Here is a 22,455-nt window from a genome sequence, read left to right as displayed (position 1 = left end):
CTGCCGCTGACACGCTCTATAGCAGAGACGTTCCCCGAGAGCAGGGCGTTCACCCTCCATCCAACTACCGTTCGGGGGTGGTGTGTTCCCGATACGCCGCAAGCGAACGAGGTTTAGGACGCCCTCGGCGGACCGTCGGGAAATTACCGCCCGCCACGCGTACGGACCGCCACGACGAGGCGCCGGACACATCCGTAAGCCGTACTTGACATCCTATGGCCTCCCGGCAAGCGGTTGGCATGCGATCAGCCAGCGACTCCGCACTGATCGGCATTCAGGAATCAAGGACGCGTAAACCGCGAGTGCATCGGCAAATCCGGCTGCGGGGAGTGAGTACTCGCACGGTACGGCGGAGCGAAATCGTCAGGAATCACGGGTACCAAATGCGGCACAATGGGCCCCCAGGTCCACGATGCGAGACGCGCAAACCAGGACAAAGAGTGCCCTAAAAAACGATCATGCGCTTATGGCAGTCGCCGGGGTTCTAGGCAACTGTCATAAGCGCATGGTCGATCGCGACAGCGGTTAGTGCGCGGCTTCGTACTTCTCCACCACGGTGGAGGCGATTCGGCCGCGCTCGCTGACGGGCAGGCCGTGAGCCTTGGCCCACTGCCTGATCTCGGAGCTCTTCTCGCGGGTCATCGCGCGCTGCCCGCCACGACCCCGACGACGCGTGGAGACGGCACCGCCGCGCCGAGCGTGCTGCACGAAAGGCGAGAGCGCATCCCTCAGCTTCTTGGCGTTAACGTCACTGAGGTCAATCTCATACGAAGCGCCGTCAATAGCGAAGCTGACCGTCTCATTGGCCTCGCCCCCATCGAGGTCATCGATGAGAATCTCCTGGATCTGCTTGGCCATCTACGCAATCCTTTCCCGGAGCATTGTTTCATTCGCCTGCCCAAACATATACCCGGAAAGACGCTAAGACAATTCAGCGAGACACGGATTCGGCTGACTCGCGGATCAGTTGTGGTTCTCGACCCGATCCTGGCGGTTTGGCCGCCGGCCGGCGAGGGTCGGCGGGACGTCTTCAGCGCACGCCAAAGTCGAAGGGGCCGGTGACTCCAGCCGGTGTCACGGCGGCCGCCAAAGCTTCCGTAAGGCCTTCCATTCGCCCTCGGCCCGCGCGCCGATCGGGGTTTCCACGGCGACAGATTTCCCAGGAGCCGACTGAACACCTCGGGCGCGGCGCCGCGTGCGGGGGCCGTGTGGCGGACAACCGCCGCCGCCCGACCATGGCGCCACGCGGATGCCACCCGTGCGACAGGTCGCCGACAAGGGGTGACCTGGGCGACTGACAGCCTAATGCCAGTCTCTCCAGGCTCCTTACCGGATCAAGGGAAATTTTTTGGGCTATCCCGCCCGCCCCGGCTCGCGCAGGTCTTTGACCACCCGCGTTCCCGCCAGCCGGTCATGGGGACCGCGCAGCTGGGGACGGTCGATGAGGATGAGCATCCCCACGCCGAAGGCGATCACCGCGGCCCCCAGATCGAGCACCGGAATGCCCATCAACATGGTCGGCCCCGGATACAGCAGCGAGCGTTTCAGCAGCCCATGGGAGGTGACAACGGCGCCGTCCGCCTGAACCACGCGAATCCGCATGATCGCCTGCCCGAAGGTGCGGCCGCCCGCGGAATGCGACACCCAGTCGTAGAGCGTATAGACAAGGCCCGCGCCGAACCAGGCGATGACCTCGGGCCAGCGGCCCTCGAAGACCTCCAGCAGCCCTACAGACCGGAAGAGTGTCCACAGCCCGATGAACAGAATGTAATAGAACACGCCGAAGACCAGGGCCTCAATGAGGCGCGCGACCAGCCGCTCCCACCATTCGGCGGTCACTGCGCGTTGGGCGGGCGCGGCCATAGCCTCAACCTCTCGACGGCCTTTAGGTCGGCTGTCCCCTCATTCTGGTACGGCACGGCGCCACATGAAACAGGGGCCACCGGGCGGTGACCCCTGAATCCATGACACGACCACTACTTGATCTTGACCACCACGGTACGCGCGACCTTGTCGGCGAACGTCTGCTGCAGCGGCTTGTCCCACAGCTGCGAGGCGCCGTTCAGCGCGACGAAGATGTAGCCGAGCCAGCCGAGGAACGGGATGCCCGAGATCAGGTACCCGCCCCACGTCACGCCGGCCCGCTTTATCGCGACGTCGGTGGACAGCCCGCCGGGCGGCATGGCGCCGCCGACCGGGACGATCTTGATGCCCATGACGATCTTGCCGACCGTCTGCCCGTTCATCTTGGTCATGATCAGCTCGTAGGCGATGTAGACCGCCCCGACCAGCACACCCGAGATGAGGCCGACGAGCACCGGGCCGAAGAAGCCCGAGCTGGAACCGTCGAGCGAGCTGTACGTCGCCAGGAAGATGCCGGCCATGATCAGAGTGATCACCCAGTAGACGATGCCGAAGAGCACACCGTCGATGATTCGGGCGACCAGACGCTGCCACCACTCGGCCAGCGGCGCGGGCGCGCCGGGCGGCTGGACGCCCACCGGCTGACCGTAGGCCTGGCCGTAGCCGGGCTGGAAGCCCTGCTGGCCGTAGCCCTGCGGCTGCTGCTGGCCGTAACCCTGCTGCGGCTGCTGCTGACCATAACCAGGCTGCTGGCCGTAACCCGGCTGGGCGTACTGCTGCCCGGACGGGGCCTGCTGGCCGTAGCCGGGCTGCTGCTGACCGTAGCCAGGTTGCGAGCCGGGCTGCTGACCGTACTGAGGCTGCTGGCCATAGCCGGGCTGCTGCTGACCGTAACCCGGCTGGGAGCCGGGCTGCTGGCCGTAACCGGGCTGCTGGCCGTACTCGGGCTGCTGCTGGCCGTAGCCGGGCTGCGACTGGGCCTGCTGGCCGTAACCGGGCTGCTGGCCGTAGCCAGGCTGCTGCTGGCCGTAACCGGGCTGGGAGCCCGGCTGCTGGCCGTACTCGGGCTGCTGCTGGGCCTGCTGGCCGTAACCAAGCTGCTGGCCGTAACCCGGCTGCGAGCCGGGCTGCTGGCCGTACTGAGGCTGCTGCTGACCGTATCCCTGCTGCTGGCCGTACTGGGGCTGCTGACCGTAACCCGGCTGGGAGCCGGACTGCTGTCCGTATCCCTGCTGGCCGTAGGGGTCGCCGTCTTGGCGGTAACCCACGACGGTCACGTCCGGGTCGGGCTCGCCCTGTGCGTGGCCCGCGTTGTGCTGTCCGTATTCGGGAGTCCCGGAGTTGTCGCCGGGGTCGTCCTGTGGATACGGCGGCTGTCCGGTGCTCACCGTGTCACCTCGCTTCGAGTGTGCATGTGGCACATGTCAGGACACATGCCTTCGCTGCCCAACGTATCGACATAGGTATCTACAATCACCTTTCCCTTTGGTCGAGGTCCGAGTCAAACGACGGCAGGTGGAGCAGCATCCTGGTGTTGCCCAGGGTGTTGGGCTTGACGTGCTCCAAGTCGAGGAACTCGGCTACGCCCTCGTCATAGGAGGCGAGCAGCTCGGCATAGACCTCGGGAGATACCGGCGTGCCCTGGATCGGGCGGAACCCATGCGCGGCGAAGAAATCCACCGCGAATGTCAGGCAGAACACCCGCCCCAGCCCGAGTTCGCGGGCCGTTCCGATCAAAGCGGTAACGATTTGGCCCCCGACCCCGAGACCGCGGGCGTCGGGGTCGACGGCCACGGTGCGAATCTCGGCGAGGTCCTCCCACAACACGTGCAGGGCACCGCATCCGACGACCTGCCCGCCACGCTCAGCCACCCAGAACTCCTGGACGTCCTCGTAAAGAGTGACCGTGGCTTTTTCCAGCAGGCGCGGCCCGGCTCCGGCATAGGTGTCGACCAGGCGCCTGATCGTCCGGACGTCCGGCGTGCGAGCTCGCCGCACGACGACCTCGATGTCGGGTACCGCCCGTTCGGCGACCTGTTCCATGGCACTTCAGAGTACAGACGCAATTACGGCTGCCCCCTATTTGCCCACCTACTTCCTCAACCATCTCATCCAGTGGACGAGCATGCCCGACAACAGCCGTCTCCCCCTCAACCACCAGGCGAATAGCCGGTGACGAGCAATGATTCCCCCGGTGACGCCGAACCTCACGTACGTCCCATGCACCCGCAAAGCGCACATAAAGTCGCTCCAGTACGGCGGAGCACGTGATCCCCCCGTGACACTTCGGTTGTGAAACCTCAACAGACTTGGCAGTTCTGGTTGAGCACGAACCTGGAGTGCACTAGTGTCCAGCGTCGATGTCACCCGCGTCCTTACGCGCGGCGGCACGCCTAATCCCCTCCCCTGGGGAGCCGGGGACCCGCCAGTGGCCGCAGGCCATCCGGGGTGAATCCGAGCCACGGCTCGGTAGGGCTGCTCCGGCCCGAACCCGTCAGCTAACCCGGTAGGCGGCCACGAGAGGAGCTGGTTGGTGAAGCGCACGCGTAACCGTGAAGGGAAGCCCGCGGGCAAGCATGCCCGCCCTCCCGAACCAGGCATCAAGAAGCGGCTGGTCGTCCTGACGGCAGCCGTAGCCGCGGTGACGTTCACCGTCACGCCTCTCGGTTCCGCAGCCGCCGACCCGAAGCCGTCGCTCAAGCAGTTGTCGGAGCAGGCCGAGAAGCTCCACACGGAGATCGAGACGCTCAGCGAGCAGTTCAACGGCCAGCGCGTGAAGCTCAGGGACGCCCAGAAGGCCGTCGACGCCGCCAAGAAGACGCTGGCCTCCAGTGAGGCCGATCTCGCCACCAAGCGCCAGCGGGCGGGCATGCTCGCGCAGAGCGAGTACATGATGGGCGGCTTCAGCCGCGCCCTCGCCTTCGCCGCCTCCGACGACCCCGAGCTCTTCCTCGACCGCGCCGCGACCAGTTACGCGCTGGAGCAGCAGCAGGGCGAGGAGGTCAACCAGGTCACCCGCGCCAGGGAACTGGCCGAGAAGGCCCAGTCCGAGGCGAAGACCCGCATCGACAAGGTCACCGAGATCGTCGAGGACCTGGACGCGCGGCGCGACAAGATCGGCAAGCTGGTCAAGAAGGTCGAGAGCGACCTGTTCCAGCGGGCCATCGGCGAGGCCGGGCGGCCGGGCACCCGCGCGGTGCGGGTCAGCCTGCCGATCGCCGGCGCCGGCAAGGCGGCCGAGGCGGCCAGGTGGGCGCTGACCCAGCAGCTCAAGCCGTACGTGTGGGGCGCGGAGGGTCCCAGCTCCTACGACTGCTCCGGCCTGGTCATGGCGGCCTACCAGCGGGTCGGCATCTCGCTGCCGCATTACACCGGCGACCAGTGGACGGCCGGCACCCGCATCTCGCGCGAGGAGCTGCGCCCCGGTGACCTGGTGTTCTTCTACAGCGACCTGCACCACGTCGGCATCTACGTCGGCGGCGGCATGATGGTGCACGCGCCGCAGACCGGCGACGTCGTGCGCCTGGCGTCGATCTCCCGTCGCCCGTGGGCGGGCGCGGTCCGCATCGCGAACTGACCCCGCCGAAGAGACGGAACCAGGACCCCATGCCAGCCAAAACCGACCCCGCCGGTCGAACCGGCGGGGTCGGGTCTCAGCCCTGCTAGATCAGCTGGCGGCGTGCCGCCCAGGCCACCGCCTCGATGGCGGTGGCCACACCGATCCTGTCGCATATCCCTCGCAAACGGCGGCGTACCGTGCGTCCGCTGATCTCCAGCCGGCGCCCTACCCGATCGACCGTGACTCCCTTGGCCAGCTCGGCGAGCAAGGCTAAATCGGCGTGGCTCAGCTCAACGCCCTCGGTGAGCACATCCATCGGGAGCCCTCCCCCCAACAGCAGAACTCGCAGACGTATCGGACCGCGCAACGCGCTCGTCTCGCAGACGGTAAACGCATTCAGGAAAGGTCGTCAAGCTCGACAATTGCCCAGCTTGACCAGCTGTATTGACATGATCAAACCTATGTGAACTACTCGCCATATGTCGTCACACTTCGGGGCACGATGAGCGATCTCACTGATCCTTACAACGCCCCTCGGTCACCGACACTGACCCCCGCCGACGTGCTGGGATTCGATCCGTTCGATCCCGGGTTCCGGCGTGACCCGTACGGAAAGTATCGGGAGCTTCGCGAGCGTGGCGATTTATTTCATACCCGCGGCGGTTTGGTGGTAGCCACATCACACGAGCACGTCTCGGCGATGCTGCGCGACCCCCGCTTCGGCCACGGACACGTCCCGCCGGGCACCGATGACCCTGACCGGCCGCAGGTGTCCTTCCTGCGTCTCGACCCGCCCGACCACACGCGGCTGCGGGCTCTGGTCAGCCGGGCGTTCACGCCCCGCATGCTCGAACGGCTGCGCCCCAGAATCGAGGCGATCACCGCGGAGCTGCTCGGCGCCATGGGCGAGGAGGCCGACCTGGTCGCCGAGTTCGCCTATCCGCTGCCGGTCCTGGTGATCACCGAGATGCTCGGCGTGCCGCCCGAGGACTACGAGCGCTTCCGCGGCTGGAGCGAGACGCTGGCCCGCAGCCTCGACCCGATGCTGCCCTCCGGCCAGGCGGACACCACCGAGCGGGCCGGTCTGGAGTTCCGCGCGTACTTCCGCGAACTGCTGGCCGAGCGGCGCGTACGCCCCGGCGAGGACCTGCTCAGCGCCCTGACCCAGGTCCAGGAGCTCACCGAGGCCGAACTCCTGGCCACCTGCGTCCTGCTGCTGGTCGCCGGGCACGAGACGACCGTCAACCTGATCGCCAACGGTGTGCTCAACCTGGCCAGGCACGGCATGCTCCACCGCGCGGCGGACGATCCCCAGCCGGTGGTCGAGGAGGTGCTGCGCTACGACCCGCCGGTGCAGCTCACCGCCAGGACGGCGCTGCGGGAGGCGGAGCTGGGCGGCACCGCGGTGCCCGCGGGCACGCCGGTGATGGCGCTGGTCGGGGCGGCCAACCGCGACCCGGCCGTCTTCCCCGACCCGGACCGCTTCGATCCGGGACGCTTTGATCCGGGACGCTTTGATCCGGGACGGGCGCCGGAGCGGCATCTGGCCTTCGGGCTCGGGATCCACTTCTGCCTCGGGGCCACGCTGGCGCGCATGGAGGGCGAGATCGCGCTGCGGGCGCTGGCCGAGGCGGCGCCGGAGCTGAAGCTGGTCGAGGAGGCGCCGCCGTACAAGGAGAACGTGGTTTTGAGGGGGTTGGCCCGGCTTCAGGTGCGGTTGTCGTAGAGGGTCCTGGCGGCCTGGACGTCCTCGATGTGCGCCTCGGCCCATTCCTTGATCGCGGCCACGATCGGCAGGAGCCTGCGGCCCAGATCGGTGAGCTCGTAGTCGACGCGCACGGGGACCGACGGGGTGAGCGTGCGCGAGACCAAGCCGTCGCGCTCCAGGCTGCGCAGCGTCTGGGTGAGCATCTTCTGGCTGACACCGGCGATGGTCCTGGCCAGGTCGCTGTAGCGCTGGGAGCCGCCGGCGAGCGCGGTGAGGATGAGGCTCACCCACTTGTCGCTGAGCGTGCTGAGGAGCTGGCGCGAGGGGCACTTGGCGATGTACGCGTCGTAGGCCAGGCGGGCTGCCGCGCGCCTGTCCGCGGCCGACTGGGTGGGCACGGCATTCCTCCGGGTTGCTTACGCACCTTCAGGTGCCTTCTTACCAAAAGAGAGTAAGCCTTCCTACCGTGGCCGCATGACAACGATGCGAGCGCTGGTCGGGCACGAGGGTGAAGTGGAGATCGTCATGGTCCCGGTGCCGCAGGCGGGACCCGGGCAGGTACGGGTGAAGGTGGCCGCGGCCGCCGTGCAGCCGGTCGACCTGTTCACCGCCTCGGGGACGCTGCCCGGCTACAAGCTGACCGACCCCATGGAGCGGTACGGGCTCGGATGGGACGTGGCCGGAGTGGTCGACCAGGTGGGGCCGGGGGTCGGCGGACTGACGGCCGGGCAGGCGGTGTTCGGGCTGTCCGACCGGCTGATGCCGCCGTACAAGGCGCAGGCCGAGTACGTGCTGCTCGACGTCTCCGAGGTCGCCGCCGCGCCCGGGGGGCTGACCCCGGAGCAGGCCGCCACGCTGCCGCTGAACACGCTGACCGCCATCCAGGCCCTCGACCTGGCCGATCTGACTCCCGGGCAGACGCTCCTCGTGACCGGGGCCGCCGGCGCGCTGGGCGGCTACCTGGTGGAGATCGCCGCCGCGCACGGGCTGCGGGTCGCGGGACTGGCCGGTGCCGGCGACGAGAAGCTGGTGCGCGGCTTCGGGGCGGAGTGGTTCATACCTCGGGACGCGGATCTGGCCGCGTCCGTGCGCGCCCTGGTGCCCGGCGGGGTGGACGGCGTGGTCGACGCCGCGATCGTGGGGCTCAGCGCGCTGGACTCGGTGCGCGCCGGGGGCGCGTACGTGGCGGTGGCCGCCGGGGCGGCGCCGATCCCGCTGCGCGGAATCCACGTCTCCACCGTGTACGTACGCGCCGACGCCGGCCAGCTGGCCCAGGTGGCCCGCTGGGCGGAGGCGGGCCGGCTGACGGTGCGCCTGGCCGGCACCCACCCCCTGGAGAAGGCGGCTGAGGCCTACGCGCGGCTGTCGGCAGGAGGGCAGCGCGGGCGGGTCGTCCTCACCCCGTGAAGGGTCAGCTGGTGGGCTTGACCAGCGGGAACAGGATGGTCTCGCGGATGTTCCTGCCGGTGAAGGCCATGATCATCCGGTCGATGCCGACGCCCACGCCGCCGGTGGGCGGCATGGCGTACTCCAGGGCCTGAAGGAAGTCCTCGTCCAGCTGCATCGCCTCAAGGTCGCCGCCGGCGGCCAGCAGCGACTGCTCGACCAGGCGGCGGCGCTGCTCGATCGGGTCGTTCAGCTCGGAGTAGGCGGTGCCCAGCTCGGTGCCGAACCCGATGAGGTCCCACTTCTCGGTGACCAGCGGGTTGTCGCGGTGGTTGCGGGCCAGCGGCGAGGTCTCCAGCGGGTAGTCCATGACGAAGGTGGGCTGGATGAGCGTGTGCTCGACCAGCTCTTCGAAGATCTCCTGGACGAGCTTGCCCTGGCCCCACTTCGGGTCCCAGTGAATGTCCCGCTTGTCGGCATATTTCCGGACCTGCTCAAGCGAGGTCTCGGTCGTGATCTCCTCGCCGAGCGCGTCGGAGACCGAGCCGTAGAGCGTGATGCGCGGCCACTCCTTGATGCCCAGGTCGACCTCGACGCCGTCGTGCTCCACCACGGACGTGCCCAGCGCCGCCACGACGCACTTCTGGTACATGCGCTGGGTCAGGTCGGCCATGTCGTTGTAGTCGAGGTAGGTGCCGTAGGCCTCGAGCATGGTGAACTCGGGGTTGTGCGTGGAGTCCGCGCCCTCGTTGCGGAAGTTGCGGTTGATCTCGAAGACCTTCTCGATGCCGCCGACCACCAGCCGCTTGAGGTAGAGCTCGATCGCGATGCGAAGGTAGAGCTCCATGTTGTAGGCGTTGATGTGGGTCTTGAACGGCCGCGCCGTCGCCCCGCCGTGGATGGGCTGGAGCATCGGGGTCTCGACCTCGAGGTAGCCCTCCTCGTGCCAGAAGTCGCGCGCGGCGCGGACGGTGGCGCTGCGCAGGTGGGCCATCCTGCGGGCCTCGTCGTTGACGATGAGGTCGACGTAGCGCTGGCGGACGCGGGCCTCGGGGTCGGTGAGGCCGAGGTGCTTCTCGGGCAGCGGGCGCAGGCACTTGGCGGTGATCTGCCAGGAGTCGGCCAGGATCGACAGCTCGCCGCGGCGCGAGGTGATGACCTCGCCCTCGACGCCGACGTGGTCACCGAGGTCGACGTCGCTCTTCCAGGCGGCCAGCGACTCCTCGCCGACCCTGTCGAGCGAGACCATGACCTGCAGGTCGCCGGAGCCGTCGCGCAGGGTGGCGAAGCACAGCTTGCCGCCGACCCGGTTGAGCATGACCCGGCCGGCGATCGCGACCCTGTCTCCCGTGGCGGTGTCCGGCTCCAGGCCCTGGTATTTCTCCCTGACCTCGGCGTTCGTCGCCGTGCGGGGGAAGTTGACCGGGAAGGGCTCGACGCCCTCGCTGCGGAGGCGGTCGAGCTTCTCCCTCCGGATGCGCATCTGCTCGGGAAGTTCGTCGCTCACAAGAACAAAGGGTAGGGGATATGGCGAACTGCAAGGGCTCGTCGGCTCCCTGCAGGGGCGCTGCAAGAACTCTCCGTTACCAATGGAGCACAGCACCTCCGGGTTCCAGGAGAGAGACCATGATAAAGAAGATCGCGATCGGCGCCCTCGCCGTTGCCGCCACCTCCGCCCTCGCCCTCAGCCTGCCGACCGCCGCCTCCGCCAGCACGTCGAGCTACGACTACAGCTCGTACTGGGGACCCGTCTACTCCAAGCACTACCAGGCCAAGTCACACGGCTGGGTCGGCGTCGAATGGGACGAGCACCAGGAGTCCAACACCGTCTCCGTGACGGGCCGGCTCTACGACCTCGACTCCCGCACCTACAAGCAGGGTGGCAAGTGCGCGTACGTGAAGTTCCAGGCCAGCGACTTCGACTACGACTGGTCCACGGTCTACACGAAGAAGTACTGCGGCTACCCCGGCTACAAGAAGTACGCGTTCTCCGAGGAGGACGTCTTCAGCCTGCGCGTCAAGGTCTGCCAGATCGGCCCGCACAGCAGCCACCCGACCAAGTGCGGCTCGTGGAAGTACCTGTACACGGCCGAGTCCGAGTAACGACGCCCGCAAGCCGCGAGCGGCCCCCATTCCCGAGCGGGGGGCCGCTCGCTCACGTCGTGTTGCGGTTGTAGATGAGCCGCAGGCCGATCAGGGTCAGCCAGGGCTCGTGCACGTCGATCGAGCGCGACTCCCCCACCACCAGCGCGGCGTGCCCGCCGGTGGCCACCACGGTCACCTCGTCCGGGTCGTCGGCCAGCTCCGCCACCATCCGCTCGACGATGCCGTCGACCTGGCCGGCGAAGCCGTAGATGATGCCGGCCTGCAGCGCCTCGACGGTGTTCTTGCCGATGACCGAGCGCGGCCTGATCAGTTCGACCTTGTGGAGCTGGGCGCCGGCCGCGGCGAGCGCGTCGACGGAGATCTCGATGCCGGGCGCGGTGACCGCACCCACGTACTCGCCCTTGGCCGAGACCGCGTCGAAGGACGTGGCGGTGCCGAAGTCGACGATGACGCACGGCCCGCCGTACTGGTCGATGGCGGCCAGGGCGTTGACCACCCGGTCGCTGCCGACCTCCTTGGGGTTGTCCATGCGGACCGGCACGCCGGTGCGGATGCCGGGCTCCACGATCACCGCGGTCACGTCGCCGTAGTAGCGGCGGCACATCTCCCGCATCTCGTTCAGCACGGACGGCACGGTCGAGCAGATCGCGATGCCGCTGACGTCGGCTCCCTTGAGCAGCGGTGACTGGCCGAGCAGCCCCTGGAGCACGACGGCGATCTCGTCGGCGGTGCGGCGGGCGTCGGTGGCCAGCCGCCAGTGCTCGATCACCTCTTCGCCTTCGAAGAGACCGAGCACGGTGTGCGTGTTGCCGACGTCGATCGTGAGCAGCATCAATTACCCCCGTAGATCCAGTGCGATGTCCAGGGCCGGCGCGGAATGCGTAAGCGCTCCCACCGCAAGATAGTCAACGCCAGTTTCAGCCACATCACGGGCCATTTCCAAGGTCAGTCCTCCACTGGCCTCCAACTTCGCCTGATTTTTCGTGATTTGTACGGCGAGCGTCATCTCCTCGACGGTGAAGTTGTCCAGCAGGACCACCGCGGCCCCCTCGGCCAGCACCTCCCGCAGCTGCTCCAGCGTGTCGACCTCGACCTCGACCGGCAGATCCGGGTACCGCTCCCTGACCGCCTTGAACGCCGCCCCGACTCCCCCGGCCGCGACCACGTGATTGTCCTTGATCAGCGCCGCGTCCGACAGCGACATGCGGTGGTTGACCCCGCCTCCGGCCCGCACCGCGTACTTCTCCAGCGCCCGCAGCCCCGGCAGCGTCTTACGGCTGTCGCGCACCCGCGCCCCGGTGCCCTCAAGCGCCGCGACCCAGGCGCCGGTCCGCGTCGCGATGCCCGACAGGTGCGTGAGCAGGTTGAGCGCGGTCCGCTCGGCCGTGAGCAGGGCCCGCGTGGGCCCCTCGACCGTCATCAGCACCTCTCCCGCCGCGACCCGCTGCCCGTCCTCCACCAGCCTCGTCGTACGGCTGGCCCCCAGCCGCGCGAAGACCGCCTCGGCCACGGCCAGCCCCGCGACCACACCGCCCTCGCGGGCCACCACGTCCCCGGCCGACCGGTGCCCGGCCGGGACCGTGGCCAGGCTGGTCACGTCACCGGCCTCCTGAAGGTCCTCGGCCAGCGCCCGGTCGATCACGTCCTGCATCTCGGGCGCGCCGGTGTCCAGCGCGAGCCCGTGCGGCGTGTAAGTCATCTGCAAGCCTTCCTCGGTCAGTCGCACGTCCAGATGTCCCAGCCAGCGCTCGTCGTCGCGCTCGCCGAAGTCCTCGCGCCAGTGCGAGCCCCTGGTCTCCTCGCGGGCCACCGCGGTGGCGGTCAGCACGGTCGCCACCGTCAGCAGGTTCGTCGTCTCCCACGCCTCGGTGCACGGCAGCACCCGCACCGGCGTCCAGCGGGCGTCGCCGAGCGCCTTCGCGGTCAGGGCCAGCGACTCGCGGCCGCGCAGCACGCCCGCTCCCCTGCTCATGTGGGCCTGGATCCTGGGGCGGACGCGCGGGTCGAACAGGCCTTCCTGTGCCTGGGGGTCCGTGGGCGCCGGCCGTACCGTGGGCTGGATGTCCTGGGCGATGCGCTCGGCGAAGACGAGCCCCTCCAGCAGCGAGTTGGAGGCCAGGCGGTTGGCGCCGTGCACGCCGGTGCAGGCGACCTCGCCGCAGGCGTACAGGCCGGGGATGGAGGTGCGGCCGTGCAGGTCGGTGCGGACGCCGCCGCTGGCGTAGTGCGCGGCGGGCACGACCGGGATCAGCTCCTTGGCCGGGTCGATGCCGTGCTCCAGGCAGAGCGCGCGGATCGTGGGGAAGCGGGTGCGCCACTTGTCCTCGCCGAAGTGGCGGCCGTCGAGGTAGACCTGCCCGGCCCTGCGCATGATCGCCTTGGCGACCACGTCGCGGGGGGCGAGGTCGGCGAGCTCGTGCACGTCCTCCATGAAGCGCGTGCCGTGCTCGTCCACGAGGAACGCGCCCTCGCCCCTGACCGCCTCGGAGATCAGCGGCTGCTGGCCGGTGGCGTCCTCGCCGAGCCAGAGCACGGTCGGGTGGAACTGGACGAATTCCAGGTCGCGCACCACCGCCCCGGCGCGCAGCGCGAGCGCCACTCCGTCTCCGGTGGAGACCAGCGGGTTGGTGGTCGACTGGTAGACCTGTCCCATTCCGCCGGTGGCCAGCACGACGGCGCCCGCGCGTACCGCGCCCACGCCGTCGCTCGCGCCTTCGCCCATGACGTGCAGCGTCACCCCGGCGGCCCGCCCGGCGCCGTCCTTGAGCAGGTCGAGCACGAGCGCGTGCTCGATGACCTCGATCCCGCGCTCGCGCAGCGCCGCGACGAGCGCGCGCTGCACCTCGGCGCCGGTCGCGTCGCCGCCCGCGTGGACGATCCGGTCGCGCCGGTGCCCGCCCTCGCGGCCGAGCTGCAGCTCTCCGCCGTCGGTCAGGTCGAACCTGGCTCCGCGCGCGATCAGCCGACGCAGCGCCTGCGGCCCCTCGGTCACAAGAGCGCGTACGGCCCGCCGATCGCACAGCCCGACCCCGGCGATCAGCGTGTCGTTCAGGTGTTCCTCGGGGCTGTCGCCGGGGTCGAGCACCGCCGCGATCCCGCCCTGCGCGAACCGGGTCGAACCCTCCCCGAGCACGTCCTTGGTGACGACGAGCACCTTGGCCTCGGGCCGTAGCTCAGCATGGCGCAACGCCACGGTCAGCCCGGCCACTCCCGAGCCCACCACGACCACGTCGGCCTCGCGGGTCCAGCCGGGCTCCGGCGCGCTGAGCCGCAGGGGGATCGCCGGTCCACTCATGGGGGTCTCCTCATCGAGGGAATTTCGTCAATATGACGATAACCCCTCCCGACAAGTGACCCGTCGCCGGGGTGGGACCTTTTCAGGACAGGCGCAGGACGGCGTTGTCGATGAGCCGCGTGCCGCCGACCTTCGCCGCGACGGCGAGGACCGCCTCACCCGTGTACGACTCGCCGACCTCGGCGAACGTGGCCGGGTCGACCAGCACGAGGTAGTCGAGGGCCAGATCGGCCCCGTCGAGCACGGCCCGCGCCGCCGCCTTGATGCGCGCCGGCGTGGCCTCCACGGACTCGGCCGCGCCGGCGAACAGCGCCCGCGACAGCGCGAGCGCGGTCCGCCGCTCGCCGGGCGACAGGTAGCGGTTGCGGCTGGACATCGCCAGGCCGTCGGGCTCGCGCACGGTGGGGATGCCGGCGATCTCGATCGGCAGGTCCAGGTCGGACACCATGCGCCGGATCATCGCCAGTTGCTGTGCGTCCTTCTGGCCGAAGACGGCCACGTCGGGCTGCACCAGGTTGAACAACTTGAGCACGACGGTCAGCACGCCGTCGAAGTGCCCGGGTCGTACCGCGCCCTCGACGATCGTGCCCATGTGCCCGGAGGAGACGCTCACCTGCCGGTCGGGCTGGTACATCTCCTCTGCCGCCGGGGCGAAGACCGCGCGCACACCCTCCGCGCGGCAGACGTCGAGGTCGGCCTCCAGGGTGCGCGGGTAACGGGAGAAGTCCTCGGAAGGGCCGAACTGCAGGGGATTGACGAAGACGCTCACGACCACCTGGGGGGCCAGGGCCCTGGCCTCGCGGATGAGCGCTCGATGCCCCTCGTGCAGCGCCCCCATGGTCGGAACCAGGGCGACCCTGCCCTCTCCCCGGGTCTTGACCAGGTCAGCGCGATTGCGCGCGACGATCAGCTCCACGCCACAGCCTCCTATGCCACGATCAGGGCCATCCGGTCCCTGTCAGGTCCATATGTTGCCGCCCAGCGCGTCAAGCAACCTCTCCGCCTCCTCGGGTTTGAGCAGACCCGCCGCGAGCGCGCGGTCGGCCGTGAGCCGGGCCAGGGCGATGTAGGCGTCGGCCGCCTCGGGCGCGGCCAGGATGAGGGCGTCCACGTGCTTGCGCACCGTGCCGGCGTCACCGCGCACGACCGGCCCGGTCAGCCCGGCGATGCCCAGCCTGAGCACGTTGTCGAGCGCGGCGCCGAGCAGCGGGCCGAGCATGCGGCCGGGATGCTCGACGCCGATGCCCTCCAGGAGTTCCGAGGACTCCGCGATCAGCGTCACCATGTGATTGGCCGCCCCGGCGAGCGCGGCGTGGTAGAGCGCGCGGTCGGCGTCGGCGATCCAGACCGGCTCGCCGCCCATCTCGATGACCAGCGCCTCGGCGATCGGCCGCAGCGGGTCGGGCGCGGTGACGCCGTAGGAGATGCCGGTCAGCCGGTTGATGTCGTCGTCACGGCCGGTGAACGTCATCACCGGGTGGAGCGCCAGCGGGAGCGCTCCAGCTCGCGCCGCCGGGTCGAGCACGGACAGCCCGTAGGCGCCGCTGGCGTGGACGACCAGCTTGCCGCGCAGGTCGGCGCCGGTGGCGGCCAGGCCGCCGACCAGACCGGGCAGGGCGTCGTCGGGCACCGTGAGCAGGATCAGCTCGCCGGCCGCGACCACGTCCTCGGGCCTGGAGGTGGCGACGCCGAGCCGCTCCGCCGCCCAGCGCTGGGAACTGTCGGAGACCCCGCTGGCGGCCACGATGCGATGGCCGGCCTGGGCCAGCGCGGCACCGAGTGCCGAGCCCACTTTGCCCGCTCCGACCACGCCGACGGCCAGCCGTGCCGGGCGATCACCTGCGTCCATGTCGTCCTGTCCCTGTCGCGCTGTTGACACTGCCGACCAGCGTAACTGGAGCCTTGCCATGCACAGGTGACCGGGCTTTTACCGCATGTTGCGTTAACGACAAATCCGACAAGGGCATACAAAACGTGCACCCCCTGTCGGGAGAGATGAGGAGAGGGGATTTTCATCGCATGGCAGCGGGCGCCGAGCCCATAGTGGACCCGACGCCCGCAATGACGATGTGCTACCCCCTTGGGAGTGCACCATCGACCGGCCATCCGCCGACTGGCCGGCCGAAAAGGGCTCGGGCCGGGTTGCCATAACCGGTCCGAGCCCTCCGTCCGTCTACCTGGTGTGCGCGCCACCCTTGCAGCCGGCGACAGCCTGGCCGAGCACGGCCACGGCGTTGCCGCAGATGTTGATCGGGATCCGGACCGGGGCGAACACCTGGTTGCCGGAGAGCACGCCGTTGTTACCGGAGGTGACGAGGTCGGCCTGGGCTGGGGTGGCCAGGGCCAGCATGGCGAAGGCGCCGGCCGCGACGAAGGTCTTCTTGAGCATTTGGGGGGCTCCTCTCGGTGACGCGGCCCCGGGTGGCCGCTTCAGCTACCTACTCGGCCGACCGGTGCGACCGGACCGAGCCCGCTGGGGGGCGGGCCGGGACGATCGTCGGTGACCATGAGTAACGATAGCGCAATCTCGCCACAATATGTAGTCATGACATCACTGTGCGTGTCGGCTCTCGGTCATGAGATAGTCCAGGAATGTGGCTCACCTGGCGTGCCGCGATGGAGCGCGCACTCTATGGCGACAGGGGTTTCTACCTGCGCGAACGCCCTTCCGGCCACTTCCGCACCTCGGTCAGCGCCGGGGCCGCGTTCGCCGACGCGGCGCTCACGCTCCTTCTCCGGGTCGACGCCGAGCTCGGCCACCCGGAGCGACTCGACTTCGTCGACGTCGGCGCCGGGGAGGGGGTCCTGGTCAGCCGCGTGCTGGCGGCCGCACCGTCCGAGCTGGCCGTACGCCTGAACGTCACCGCCGTCGACCTCTCCGCCAGGCCGTCTCACCTGCCCGAGCGCATCGCCTGGTCGCAGACCATTCCCGGCGGCATCACCGGCCTGGCGATCGCCAACGAGTGGCTCGACAACATCCCGCTCGACGTGGCCGAGCACACCGCAGACGGTCCTCGCCTGGTCATGGTCGACACCGAGACCGGCGAGGAACGCCTCGGCGAGCCGCCCCACCCCGCCGACGAGGAGTGGCTCGCCCGCTGGTGGCCCCTGTCGTGCGTCGGCGCCCGCGCGGAGATCGGCCGCGCCCGTGACGCCGCGTGGGCGGCGGTCATCGTACGGCTGGCCCGCGGCCTGGCCGTGGCAGTCGACTATTCACACCCTGTGGATAACCGCCCGCCCTGTGGAACGCTCACCGGATACCGCGACGGTTCGGTCGTCCCGCCCATACCAGACGGGACCTGCGACATCACCGCACACGTGGCACTTGACTCCTGCGCCGCGGCCGGCGAGCGAGCCGGCGCGATATCCACAACGTTGTCCACACAGCGCGACACGCTGCGCACCCTCGGCATCACCGCCGCCCGCCCGCCCCTCGACCTGGCCCACACCGACCCCCGCGGATATCTGCGGGCGCTGGCGCGCGCCTCCGAGGAGGGCGAGCTGATCGACCCCCGCGGCCTGGGCGGCTTCGGCTGGCTCCAGCAGCAGGCGTGATCACTCCCCTAGATGATCACTCTCCGCCATGAGACGATTACTCTCATGGATCTGCCCAGGGGACTGCTCCGCGCGGCTCCCGCCTCATGGAACCTCGCCGTCACCCACGAACCCTCCCTCACCGTGCTGGCCGGCTCACCCGAGCACGTCCGGGAGGCGGTCCGCTACGCCGCCGCCCACGATCTACGGGTCCGCGTGCAGAACACCGGCCACGGCGCGCTCCGCGCGGCCGGCGCCGGCGACCTGCTCATCGTCACCTCCGAGCTGACCGGCGTCGAGATCAACCCGGCCGACGGCACCGCCACCGTCGGCGCCGGCGCCACGTGGAAGGACGTCATCGCCGCCGCCCACCCCCACGGTCTGGTGCCGCTGACCGGATCCAGCACCCACGTCGGCGTCGTCGGCAACAGCCTCGGCGGCGGGCTCGGCTTCCTGTCCCGCCAGTACGGCCTGGCCTGCGACGCCATCACCGCCGCCCAGATCGTCACCGGCGACGGGAACCTGCGCTGGCTCGACGACTCCGGCGAGCCGGACCTCATGTGGGCGCTGCGCGGCGGCGGACCGAACCTGGGCGCGGTCACCGCGCTGCGGATCAAGCTCCTCCGCGAGCCGAGCCTCTATGGCGGCGGCCTGTTCTGGCCGGTCGAGCTGACCCGGCAGGTGCTCACCGCCTACCGCGAGTGGACCGCGGACCTGCCGGTCTCGGTCACCTCGGCCGCCGGGACGATCCACCTGCCGGACGCGCCCTTCGTGCCCGAGCCGATGCGCGGGCGCTCCTTCGCGCGCGTGTGCCTGTGCGCCACCGGCCCCGGCGCCGAGGACCTGGTCGCGCCGATGCGGGCGGTGCCCGGCCTGGCCGTGGACATGGCCGGGCCGCTGCCCTTCACCGAGATCGACGCGGTGACCCGGGATCCGGTCGACCCGCTGCCCTACACGACGCGGGGCGAGATGGTGACGGAGCTGTCCGACGCGGTGATCGACTACCTGGTGGAGGTGGCGCCGCGCGGAACAGAGCCCTACGTCTTCATCCTGGTCAGGCACGTGGCCGGGCTCCCGCACGCCGACGACGCCGGGCTTGGCTACTGGCAGGGCGACTTCGGCCTCGCGGCCGTCAGCATGATTCCGGACGAGCGGGCCGCGGCCGAGGTGGCGGCTTTCGGCGATCGGTTCTCGGCCGCGCTGGCGGGCAGCGCGACCGGGTTCGTGCCGCTCAACTTCATGGGCGCGCCGGAGCAGGTGGTGCGGGCCTTCACGCCCGAGCACCTGCGGCGGCTGGCGGAGGTCAAACAGCGGCACGACCCGGCCGGGATGTTCGGCGGCGACCGGTTGATCAGCCCGTCGTGACCTCCGGCGACCCAGAGGGCCGGGCGATCACCCCGTCGTGACTTCGAGCGACTCCAGGCCGCGGATGACGTAGCCGGGCTTCCACACCGGCTCGCGCACCAGCTCCAGCTTCGGCGCCTTCTCCAGCAGGGCGCCGAAGGACTCCATGAGCTCGATCCTGGCCAGAGGCGCGCCCAGGCAGAAGTGGATGCCGGCGCCGAAGGAGATGTGCGGGTTGTCGGCCCGGCCCACGTCCAGGCGGTCGGGGTCGGGGAAGACCTCAGGATCGCGGTTGGCGGAGCCGAACAGCAGCGCCACCTCCACGCCCTTCGGGATCGCCACGCCCTCCACCTCGATGTCCTCCAGAACCCAGCGCTCGAACATCTGCAGCGGCGTGTCCCAGCGCATCAGCTCCTCGATCGCCGTCGGGAGCAGGGAGTGGTCGGCGCGCAGCCGTTCCAGCTCGGCCGGGTTCCTGAACAGCGACCACCAGCCGTTGCCGGTGACGTTCACGGTGGCCTCGTGGCCGGCGTTGAGCAGCAGGACGCAGGTGCCGACCAGCTCGTCCTCGGTCAGCTCCTCGATCTGGGCCAGCGCGCTGACGAGGTCCTCGCCGGGCTGCCGCCCGCGCTCACGGGCCAGGTCCTTCAGATAGCCGGCGAACTCCGCCGCCGCGCGGACCGCCGTGTGCTGGGCCTGCGGCGACGGGTTCAGCTCGTACATGCCGCAGATGTCGGCCGACCAGGGACGCAGCAGGTGCCGGTCGGCGTCGGGGATGCCGAGCATCTCGGCGATCACCGTCACCGGCAGCGGCTCGGCCACCTCGGCGAGCAGGTCGCCGCCGCCCTTGGCCACGAAGGCGTCCACCAGCCCACCCGCGATCGCCCGTACGCGCGGCCGTAGCGACTCGACCATCCTCGGCGTGAACGCCTTGGAGACCAGGCGGCGCAACCGCGTGTGGACGGGCGGCTCCACGTCGAGCATGCCCGCGTTGACCACCCGCCAGAACGGCTCCTGGAAGTCCGGCGGCGCCTCCTGCCCGAATTCCTCGTGCGCGGCGACGTGCAGGTAGGAACGGCCGAGCCGGCGATCACGCAGCAGCGCGTTGACGTCGGCGTGCCGTGAGACCAGGTACTGGCCGGTCGGCTCGAAGAAGCTGACCGGCTCAGCCCGCCTCAGCTCGGCGTAGACGTCATAAGGATGGGCCACGAAATCCGGATTCCACGGGTCAAAGCGCACCGCTTCATCCTACGAGCTGCCGTCCTGGGCGTTCTCCTGCTCGGACCGCTTGGCCTGCCTGCTGCGCATCCTGATGTTGAGCAGTTCGACGATGACCGAGAAGGCCATCGCGAAGTAGATGTAGCCCTTGGAGATGTGCTGGCCGAAGCCCTCCGCGAGGAGCACCACGCCGATCAGCACCAGGAAGGACAGGGCCAGCATCTTGATGCTCGGGTGCTTGTCCACGAAGCGGCTGATGGGGCCGGAGGCGAACAGCATGACCAGCACCGACACGATCACCGCCGCGACCATGACGCCCAGCTCGTTCACCATGCCGACCGCGGTGATGACCGAGTCGAGCGAGAAGACGATGTCGAGGATCATGATCTGGATGATCACCGAGGCGAACGAGGCGGCCTTGCGCGGCTTGCCGTCGTCGCCCTTCAGCTCCATGCTGTGGCCGATCTCGGTGACGCTCTTGGCCAGCAGGAACAGGCCACCGAGGATGAGGATCAGGTCACGGCCGGATATGTCATGACCGAAGACGGCGAACAAGGGCTCGGTCAGCCTGACCACCCACGACAGGGCGAGCAGCAGGAGCAGACGGCTGATGAGCGCGGCGGCCAGTCCGAGCACCCGGGCCCGGTCGCGCTGGTGCTCAGGGAGTTTCCCGGCGAGGATCGAGATGAAGATGATGTTGTCGATTCCCAGGACGATCTCCAGGGCGACCAGGGTGAAGAACCCGATCCAGATCTCCGGGTTGCTTACCCAGTCCCACATCTCCGCACCTCCGTTGTCGGGAACTATCTCCCGGTACCAACGACCTAACCCCCGCAGAAGTTCACGATCCTCCTTAGTAGTTCGGATATGTCGCTGGCCTGGGATGATCCACCCTGCTGAGGTGGTCAACGACGGGCCGCAGCGTTAAGGGGTTGCTATTTATGGCCGGGTGTCGCTTATAGTGCTGCGTGTAGGTCATGAGTGCCAGCGACAAGCCCCGGCTAGCTGGCCGGCAACCCTCGCGTCCGCGGCGGGGTGCCCCGGGTGAGGACCTGGTCCGTCACGAGGTGTGGCGGGCAAGCGCGGGCTCCGTGGCGATTCCAGGGGGTCCCGACGACCCCAGGAGACTTGCCGTGTCCACGCTGACCATCTTCAGCTCCGTCCCCGCCCAGACCCAGTCGCAGCAGCCCCGGCACGGCGAGGCCCGTGCCGTCCCGGCCGTGCTCGGCGCCGACCTGGAGGTCCCGGTCAAGGGCGGCAAGCTGGTCGGTTACGCCAACCTCGACTACGCCGCCAGCGCCCCCTGTCTGGAGCCGGTCAGCGCCGCCGTCACCGCCGCGCTCCCGGCCTATTCCAGCGTGCACCGCGGCGCCGGCTACGCCTCCCAGCTCACCACCGCCCGCTACGAGCAGGCCCGCCACACCGTCCGCGCCTTCGCCGGCGCCCGCCCCGACGACGCGGTCATCTTCACCCGCAACACCACCGACGCCACGAACCTGCTGGCCGGCGTCCTGCCCGCGGGCACCACCACCGTAGTCTTCGACAGCGAGCACCACGCCTCGCTGCTCCCCTGGAACAAGACGGTACGGCTGGCGCCGCCCGCCTTCCCCGGCGAGGCCGTCCGCCAGGCCGACGAGGCCCTCGCCGCCGTTTCCGGCCCCAAGCTGCTCGTCGTCACCGCCGCCTCCAACGTCACCGGCGAGCTGTGGCCCATCGCCGCCCTCGCGCACATCGCCCACCGGCACGGCGCCCGCATCCTGGTCGACGCCGCCCAGCTCGTCCCGCACCGCCAGCTCAACCTGACCGCCCTGGACCTGGACTACGTCGTCTTCTCCGGCCACAAGCTGTACGCGCCGTTCGGCGCCGGTGTGCTGATCGGGCGCCGTGACTGGCTGGCGAGCGGCGAGCCGTACCTCAAGGGCGGCGGCGCGGTGAAGTCGGTCGGGGCGGACGGGGAGTCCACCGAGTGGCACGACGACCCCGAGCCCCGGCACGAGGCCGGCACCCCGAACGTGATCGGCGCGATCGCGCTGGCCGCGGCGTGCGACGCGCTGAGCGCGACCGGCTGGGCGCCGCTGGTCATCGAGGAGGAGAGGCTGATCGCGCGGCTGCGTGACGGCCTGGCCTCGATCGAGGGCGTGCGGGAGCTGTCGCTGTGGGGTCCCGACCACCCGCGTGTGGGCATCGTCTCCTTCATCGTGGACGGTTACAGCGCGCGCGAGGTCGCCGAGGCGCTGTCCGGCGAGTACGGGATCGGCGTGCGCGACGGCAAGTTCTGCGCGCACCCCTTCGTGCGGCATCTGCTGGGTACCGCCGACGGCGGCTGTGAGGACGGGACGGCTTCCGCGGTGCGCGCCTCGATCGGCATCGGCACCACCGACGAGCACGTCGACCGGCTCATCACCGCGCTGCGGGACCTCGCCGCCCGTTAGGCGTCACTCA

At 69.6% G+C, this 22,455-nt stretch carries 21 protein-coding genes and 2 riboswitches; of the genes, 7 read left to right on the top strand and 14 right to left on the bottom strand.

The genetic code is table 11. The features are described 5' to 3' along the window. Positions 1–525 precede the first annotated feature (525 nt). The 4 genes from ACIBHY_RS33760 to ACIBHY_RS33745 all read right to left on the bottom strand — a co-directional run bounded on the left by ACIBHY_RS33760 (position 526) and on the right by ACIBHY_RS33745 (position 3,906). The gene (locus ACIBHY_RS33760; protein WP_184971356.1) at positions 526–858 is read right to left on the bottom strand and encodes an Lsr2 family protein; all 333 of its coding nucleotides are present in this window, start codon (positions 856–858) and stop codon (positions 526–528) included. Positions 859–1,353: 495 nt separating this feature from the next. Further along, positions 1,354–1,863, bottom strand: coding sequence for an RDD family protein (locus ACIBHY_RS33755; RefSeq protein WP_397308812.1), 510 nt, complete (start codon positions 1,861–1,863; stop codon positions 1,354–1,356). 113 nt (positions 1,864–1,976) lie between these two features. Then, entirely contained in the window at positions 1,977–3,251 is a 1,275-nt protein-coding gene (locus ACIBHY_RS33750) for an RDD family protein (protein WP_397308811.1), read from the bottom strand. Positions 3,252–3,336: 85 nt separating this feature from the next. Further along, entirely contained in the window at positions 3,337–3,906 is a 570-nt protein-coding gene (locus ACIBHY_RS33745) for an amino-acid N-acetyltransferase (RefSeq protein WP_397252760.1), read from the bottom strand. Between the two features lie 337 nt (positions 3,907–4,243). Continuing rightward, a riboswitch (cyclic di-AMP (ydaO/yuaA leader) is annotated at positions 4,244–4,391 on the top strand. Between the two features lie 5 nt (positions 4,392–4,396). Here ACIBHY_RS33745 and ACIBHY_RS33740 point away from each other — a divergent pair. Then, entirely contained in the window at positions 4,397–5,440 is a 1,044-nt protein-coding gene (locus ACIBHY_RS33740; protein WP_397308810.1) for an NlpC/P60 family protein, read from the top strand. Positions 5,441–5,525: 85 nt separating this feature from the next. On the opposite strand, the gene ACIBHY_RS33735 is transcribed toward ACIBHY_RS33740, so the two are convergent. Further along, entirely contained in the window at positions 5,526–5,738 is a 213-nt protein-coding gene (locus ACIBHY_RS33735; RefSeq protein ID WP_157251897.1) for a LuxR C-terminal-related transcriptional regulator, read from the bottom strand. A 351-nt stretch (positions 5,739–6,089) separates the two neighbouring features. Between ACIBHY_RS33735 and ACIBHY_RS33730 the strand changes: the two genes are divergently transcribed. Further along, positions 6,090–7,148 carry a cytochrome P450 gene (locus tag ACIBHY_RS33730; protein WP_397308809.1) on the top strand — a complete coding sequence of 353 codons (1,059 nt, stop codon included), beginning with the start codon at positions 6,090–6,092 and terminating at the stop codon, positions 7,146–7,148. Here ACIBHY_RS33730 and ACIBHY_RS33725 read toward each other — a convergent pair. Further along, entirely contained in the window at positions 7,130–7,528 is a 399-nt protein-coding gene (locus ACIBHY_RS33725) for a winged helix-turn-helix transcriptional regulator (RefSeq protein WP_397308808.1), read from the bottom strand. The two genes, ACIBHY_RS33730 and ACIBHY_RS33725, sit on opposite strands and share 19 nt — an antisense overlap. A gap of 76 nt (positions 7,529–7,604) precedes the next feature. Here ACIBHY_RS33725 and ACIBHY_RS33720 point away from each other — a divergent pair, with 76 nt between their 5' ends. Continuing rightward, positions 7,605–8,537 carry an NADP-dependent oxidoreductase gene (locus ACIBHY_RS33720; RefSeq protein ID WP_397308807.1) on the top strand — a complete coding sequence of 311 codons (933 nt, stop codon included), beginning with the start codon at positions 7,605–7,607 and terminating at the stop codon, positions 8,535–8,537. Between the two features lie 4 nt (positions 8,538–8,541). Here ACIBHY_RS33720 and lysX read toward each other — a convergent pair whose 3' ends face one another. Next, positions 8,542–10,023 (bottom strand): bifunctional lysylphosphatidylglycerol synthetase/lysine--tRNA ligase LysX, encoded by a 1,482-nt coding sequence (gene lysX / locus ACIBHY_RS33715; protein ID WP_397252765.1) that lies wholly within the window; start codon positions 10,021–10,023, stop codon positions 8,542–8,544. Positions 10,024–10,142: 119 nt separating this feature from the next. Between lysX and ACIBHY_RS33710 the strand changes: the two genes are divergently transcribed. Beyond that, on the top strand, positions 10,143–10,619 hold the full coding sequence (locus ACIBHY_RS33710; RefSeq protein ID WP_379638440.1) for a hypothetical protein: 477 nt from the start codon (positions 10,143–10,145) through the stop codon (positions 10,617–10,619). Between the two features lie 52 nt (positions 10,620–10,671). Here ACIBHY_RS33710 and ACIBHY_RS33705 read toward each other — a convergent pair whose 3' ends face one another. From ACIBHY_RS33705 to ACIBHY_RS33685, 5 genes are all read right to left on the bottom strand, one after another. Continuing rightward, positions 10,672–11,454 (bottom strand): type III pantothenate kinase, encoded by a 783-nt coding sequence (locus ACIBHY_RS33705; protein WP_379611943.1) that lies wholly within the window; start codon positions 11,452–11,454, stop codon positions 10,672–10,674. Positions 11,455–11,457: 3 nt separating this feature from the next. Next, positions 11,458–13,917, bottom strand: a complete 2,460-nt coding sequence (locus ACIBHY_RS33700; RefSeq protein WP_397308806.1) for an L-aspartate oxidase — start codon at positions 13,915–13,917, stop codon at positions 11,458–11,460. An 82-nt stretch (positions 13,918–13,999) separates the two neighbouring features. Further along, entirely contained in the window at positions 14,000–14,833 is an 834-nt protein-coding gene (panC, locus tag ACIBHY_RS33695; protein ID WP_397252767.1) for a pantoate--beta-alanine ligase, read from the bottom strand. A 42-nt stretch (positions 14,834–14,875) separates the two neighbouring features. After that, a complete protein-coding gene (locus ACIBHY_RS33690) occupies positions 14,876–15,766 on the bottom strand; it encodes a Rossmann-like and DUF2520 domain-containing protein (protein ID WP_379611947.1) in 891 nt (296 codons plus the stop codon). Positions 15,767–16,090: 324 nt separating this feature from the next. After that, positions 16,091–16,306: a chaplin gene (locus ACIBHY_RS33685; RefSeq protein WP_379611949.1), complete on the bottom strand. Its 216-nt coding sequence runs from the start codon at positions 16,304–16,306 to the stop codon at positions 16,091–16,093. A gap of 227 nt (positions 16,307–16,533) precedes the next feature. Between ACIBHY_RS33685 and ACIBHY_RS33680 the strand changes: the two genes are divergently transcribed. Next, positions 16,534–17,472, top strand: coding sequence for an SAM-dependent methyltransferase (locus tag ACIBHY_RS33680; protein ID WP_397252768.1), 939 nt, complete (start codon positions 16,534–16,536; stop codon positions 17,470–17,472). 45 nt (positions 17,473–17,517) lie between these two features. Continuing rightward, positions 17,518–18,816, top strand: a complete 1,299-nt coding sequence (locus ACIBHY_RS33675; RefSeq protein WP_397252769.1) for an FAD-binding oxidoreductase — start codon at positions 17,518–17,520, stop codon at positions 18,814–18,816. Positions 18,817–18,843: 27 nt separating this feature from the next. Here ACIBHY_RS33675 and ACIBHY_RS33670 read toward each other — a convergent pair whose 3' ends face one another. Next, positions 18,844–20,034 carry a cytochrome P450 gene (locus tag ACIBHY_RS33670; protein WP_397308805.1) on the bottom strand — a complete coding sequence of 397 codons (1,191 nt, stop codon included), beginning with the start codon at positions 20,032–20,034 and terminating at the stop codon, positions 18,844–18,846. Between the two features lie 9 nt (positions 20,035–20,043). Continuing rightward, positions 20,044–20,793 (bottom strand): TerC family protein, encoded by a 750-nt coding sequence (locus tag ACIBHY_RS33665; protein WP_397252771.1) that lies wholly within the window; start codon positions 20,791–20,793, stop codon positions 20,044–20,046. 193 nt (positions 20,794–20,986) lie between these two features. Next, positions 20,987–21,102: riboswitch (SAM riboswitch) on the top strand. Between the two features lie 44 nt (positions 21,103–21,146). Between ACIBHY_RS33665 and ACIBHY_RS33660 the strand changes: the two genes are divergently transcribed. Next, positions 21,147–22,445, top strand: coding sequence for an aminotransferase class V-fold PLP-dependent enzyme (locus ACIBHY_RS33660; RefSeq protein WP_397308804.1), 1,299 nt, complete (start codon positions 21,147–21,149; stop codon positions 22,443–22,445). The last annotated feature ends 10 nt before the right edge of the window (positions 22,446–22,455 follow it).

The sequence above is a fragment of the Nonomuraea sp. NPDC050547 genome (genome assembly GCF_044457345.1).
Classification (GTDB): Bacteria; Actinomycetota; Actinomycetes; order Streptosporangiales; family Streptosporangiaceae; genus Nonomuraea.
Note: the sequence above shows the minus strand (reverse complement) of the source record. Positions and strands in the feature narration are given on the sequence as shown.

What these genes read in the sequence shown, in the direction of transcription:
- ACIBHY_RS33760 (WP_184971356.1), bottom strand. Translation starts at nt 858, where the DNA reads ATGGCCAAGCAGATCCAGGAGATTCTCATCGATGACCTCGATGGGGGC.
- ACIBHY_RS33755 (WP_397308812.1), bottom strand. Translation starts at nt 1,863, where the DNA reads ATGGCCGCGCCCGCCCAACGCGCAGTGACCGCCGAATGGTGGGAGCGG.
- ACIBHY_RS33745 (WP_397252760.1), bottom strand. Translation starts at nt 3,906, where the DNA reads ATGGAACAGGTCGCCGAACGGGCGGTACCCGACATCGAGGTCGTCGTG.
- ACIBHY_RS33735 (WP_157251897.1), bottom strand. Translation starts at nt 5,738, where the DNA reads ATGGATGTGCTCACCGAGGGCGTTGAGCTGAGCCACGCCGATTTAGCC.
- ACIBHY_RS33720 (WP_397308807.1), top strand. Translation starts at nt 7,605, where the DNA reads ATGACAACGATGCGAGCGCTGGTCGGGCACGAGGGTGAAGTGGAGATC.
- ACIBHY_RS33710 (WP_379638440.1), top strand. Translation starts at nt 10,143, where the DNA reads ATGATAAAGAAGATCGCGATCGGCGCCCTCGCCGTTGCCGCCACCTCC.
- ACIBHY_RS33705 (WP_379611943.1), bottom strand. Translation starts at nt 11,454, where the DNA reads ATGCTGCTCACGATCGACGTCGGCAACACGCACACCGTGCTCGGTCTC.
- ACIBHY_RS33700 (WP_397308806.1), bottom strand. Translation starts at nt 13,917, where the DNA reads ATGAGTGGACCGGCGATCCCCCTGCGGCTCAGCGCGCCGGAGCCCGGC.
- ACIBHY_RS33690 (WP_379611947.1), bottom strand. Translation starts at nt 15,766, where the DNA reads ATGGACGCAGGTGATCGCCCGGCACGGCTGGCCGTCGGCGTGGTCGGA.
- ACIBHY_RS33685 (WP_379611949.1), bottom strand. Translation starts at nt 16,306, where the DNA reads ATGCTCAAGAAGACCTTCGTCGCGGCCGGCGCCTTCGCCATGCTGGCC.
- ACIBHY_RS33680 (WP_397252768.1), top strand. Translation starts at nt 16,534, where the DNA reads ATGGAGCGCGCACTCTATGGCGACAGGGGTTTCTACCTGCGCGAACGC.
- ACIBHY_RS33675 (WP_397252769.1), top strand. Translation starts at nt 17,518, where the DNA reads ATGGATCTGCCCAGGGGACTGCTCCGCGCGGCTCCCGCCTCATGGAAC.
- ACIBHY_RS33665 (WP_397252771.1), bottom strand. Translation starts at nt 20,793, where the DNA reads ATGTGGGACTGGGTAAGCAACCCGGAGATCTGGATCGGGTTCTTCACC.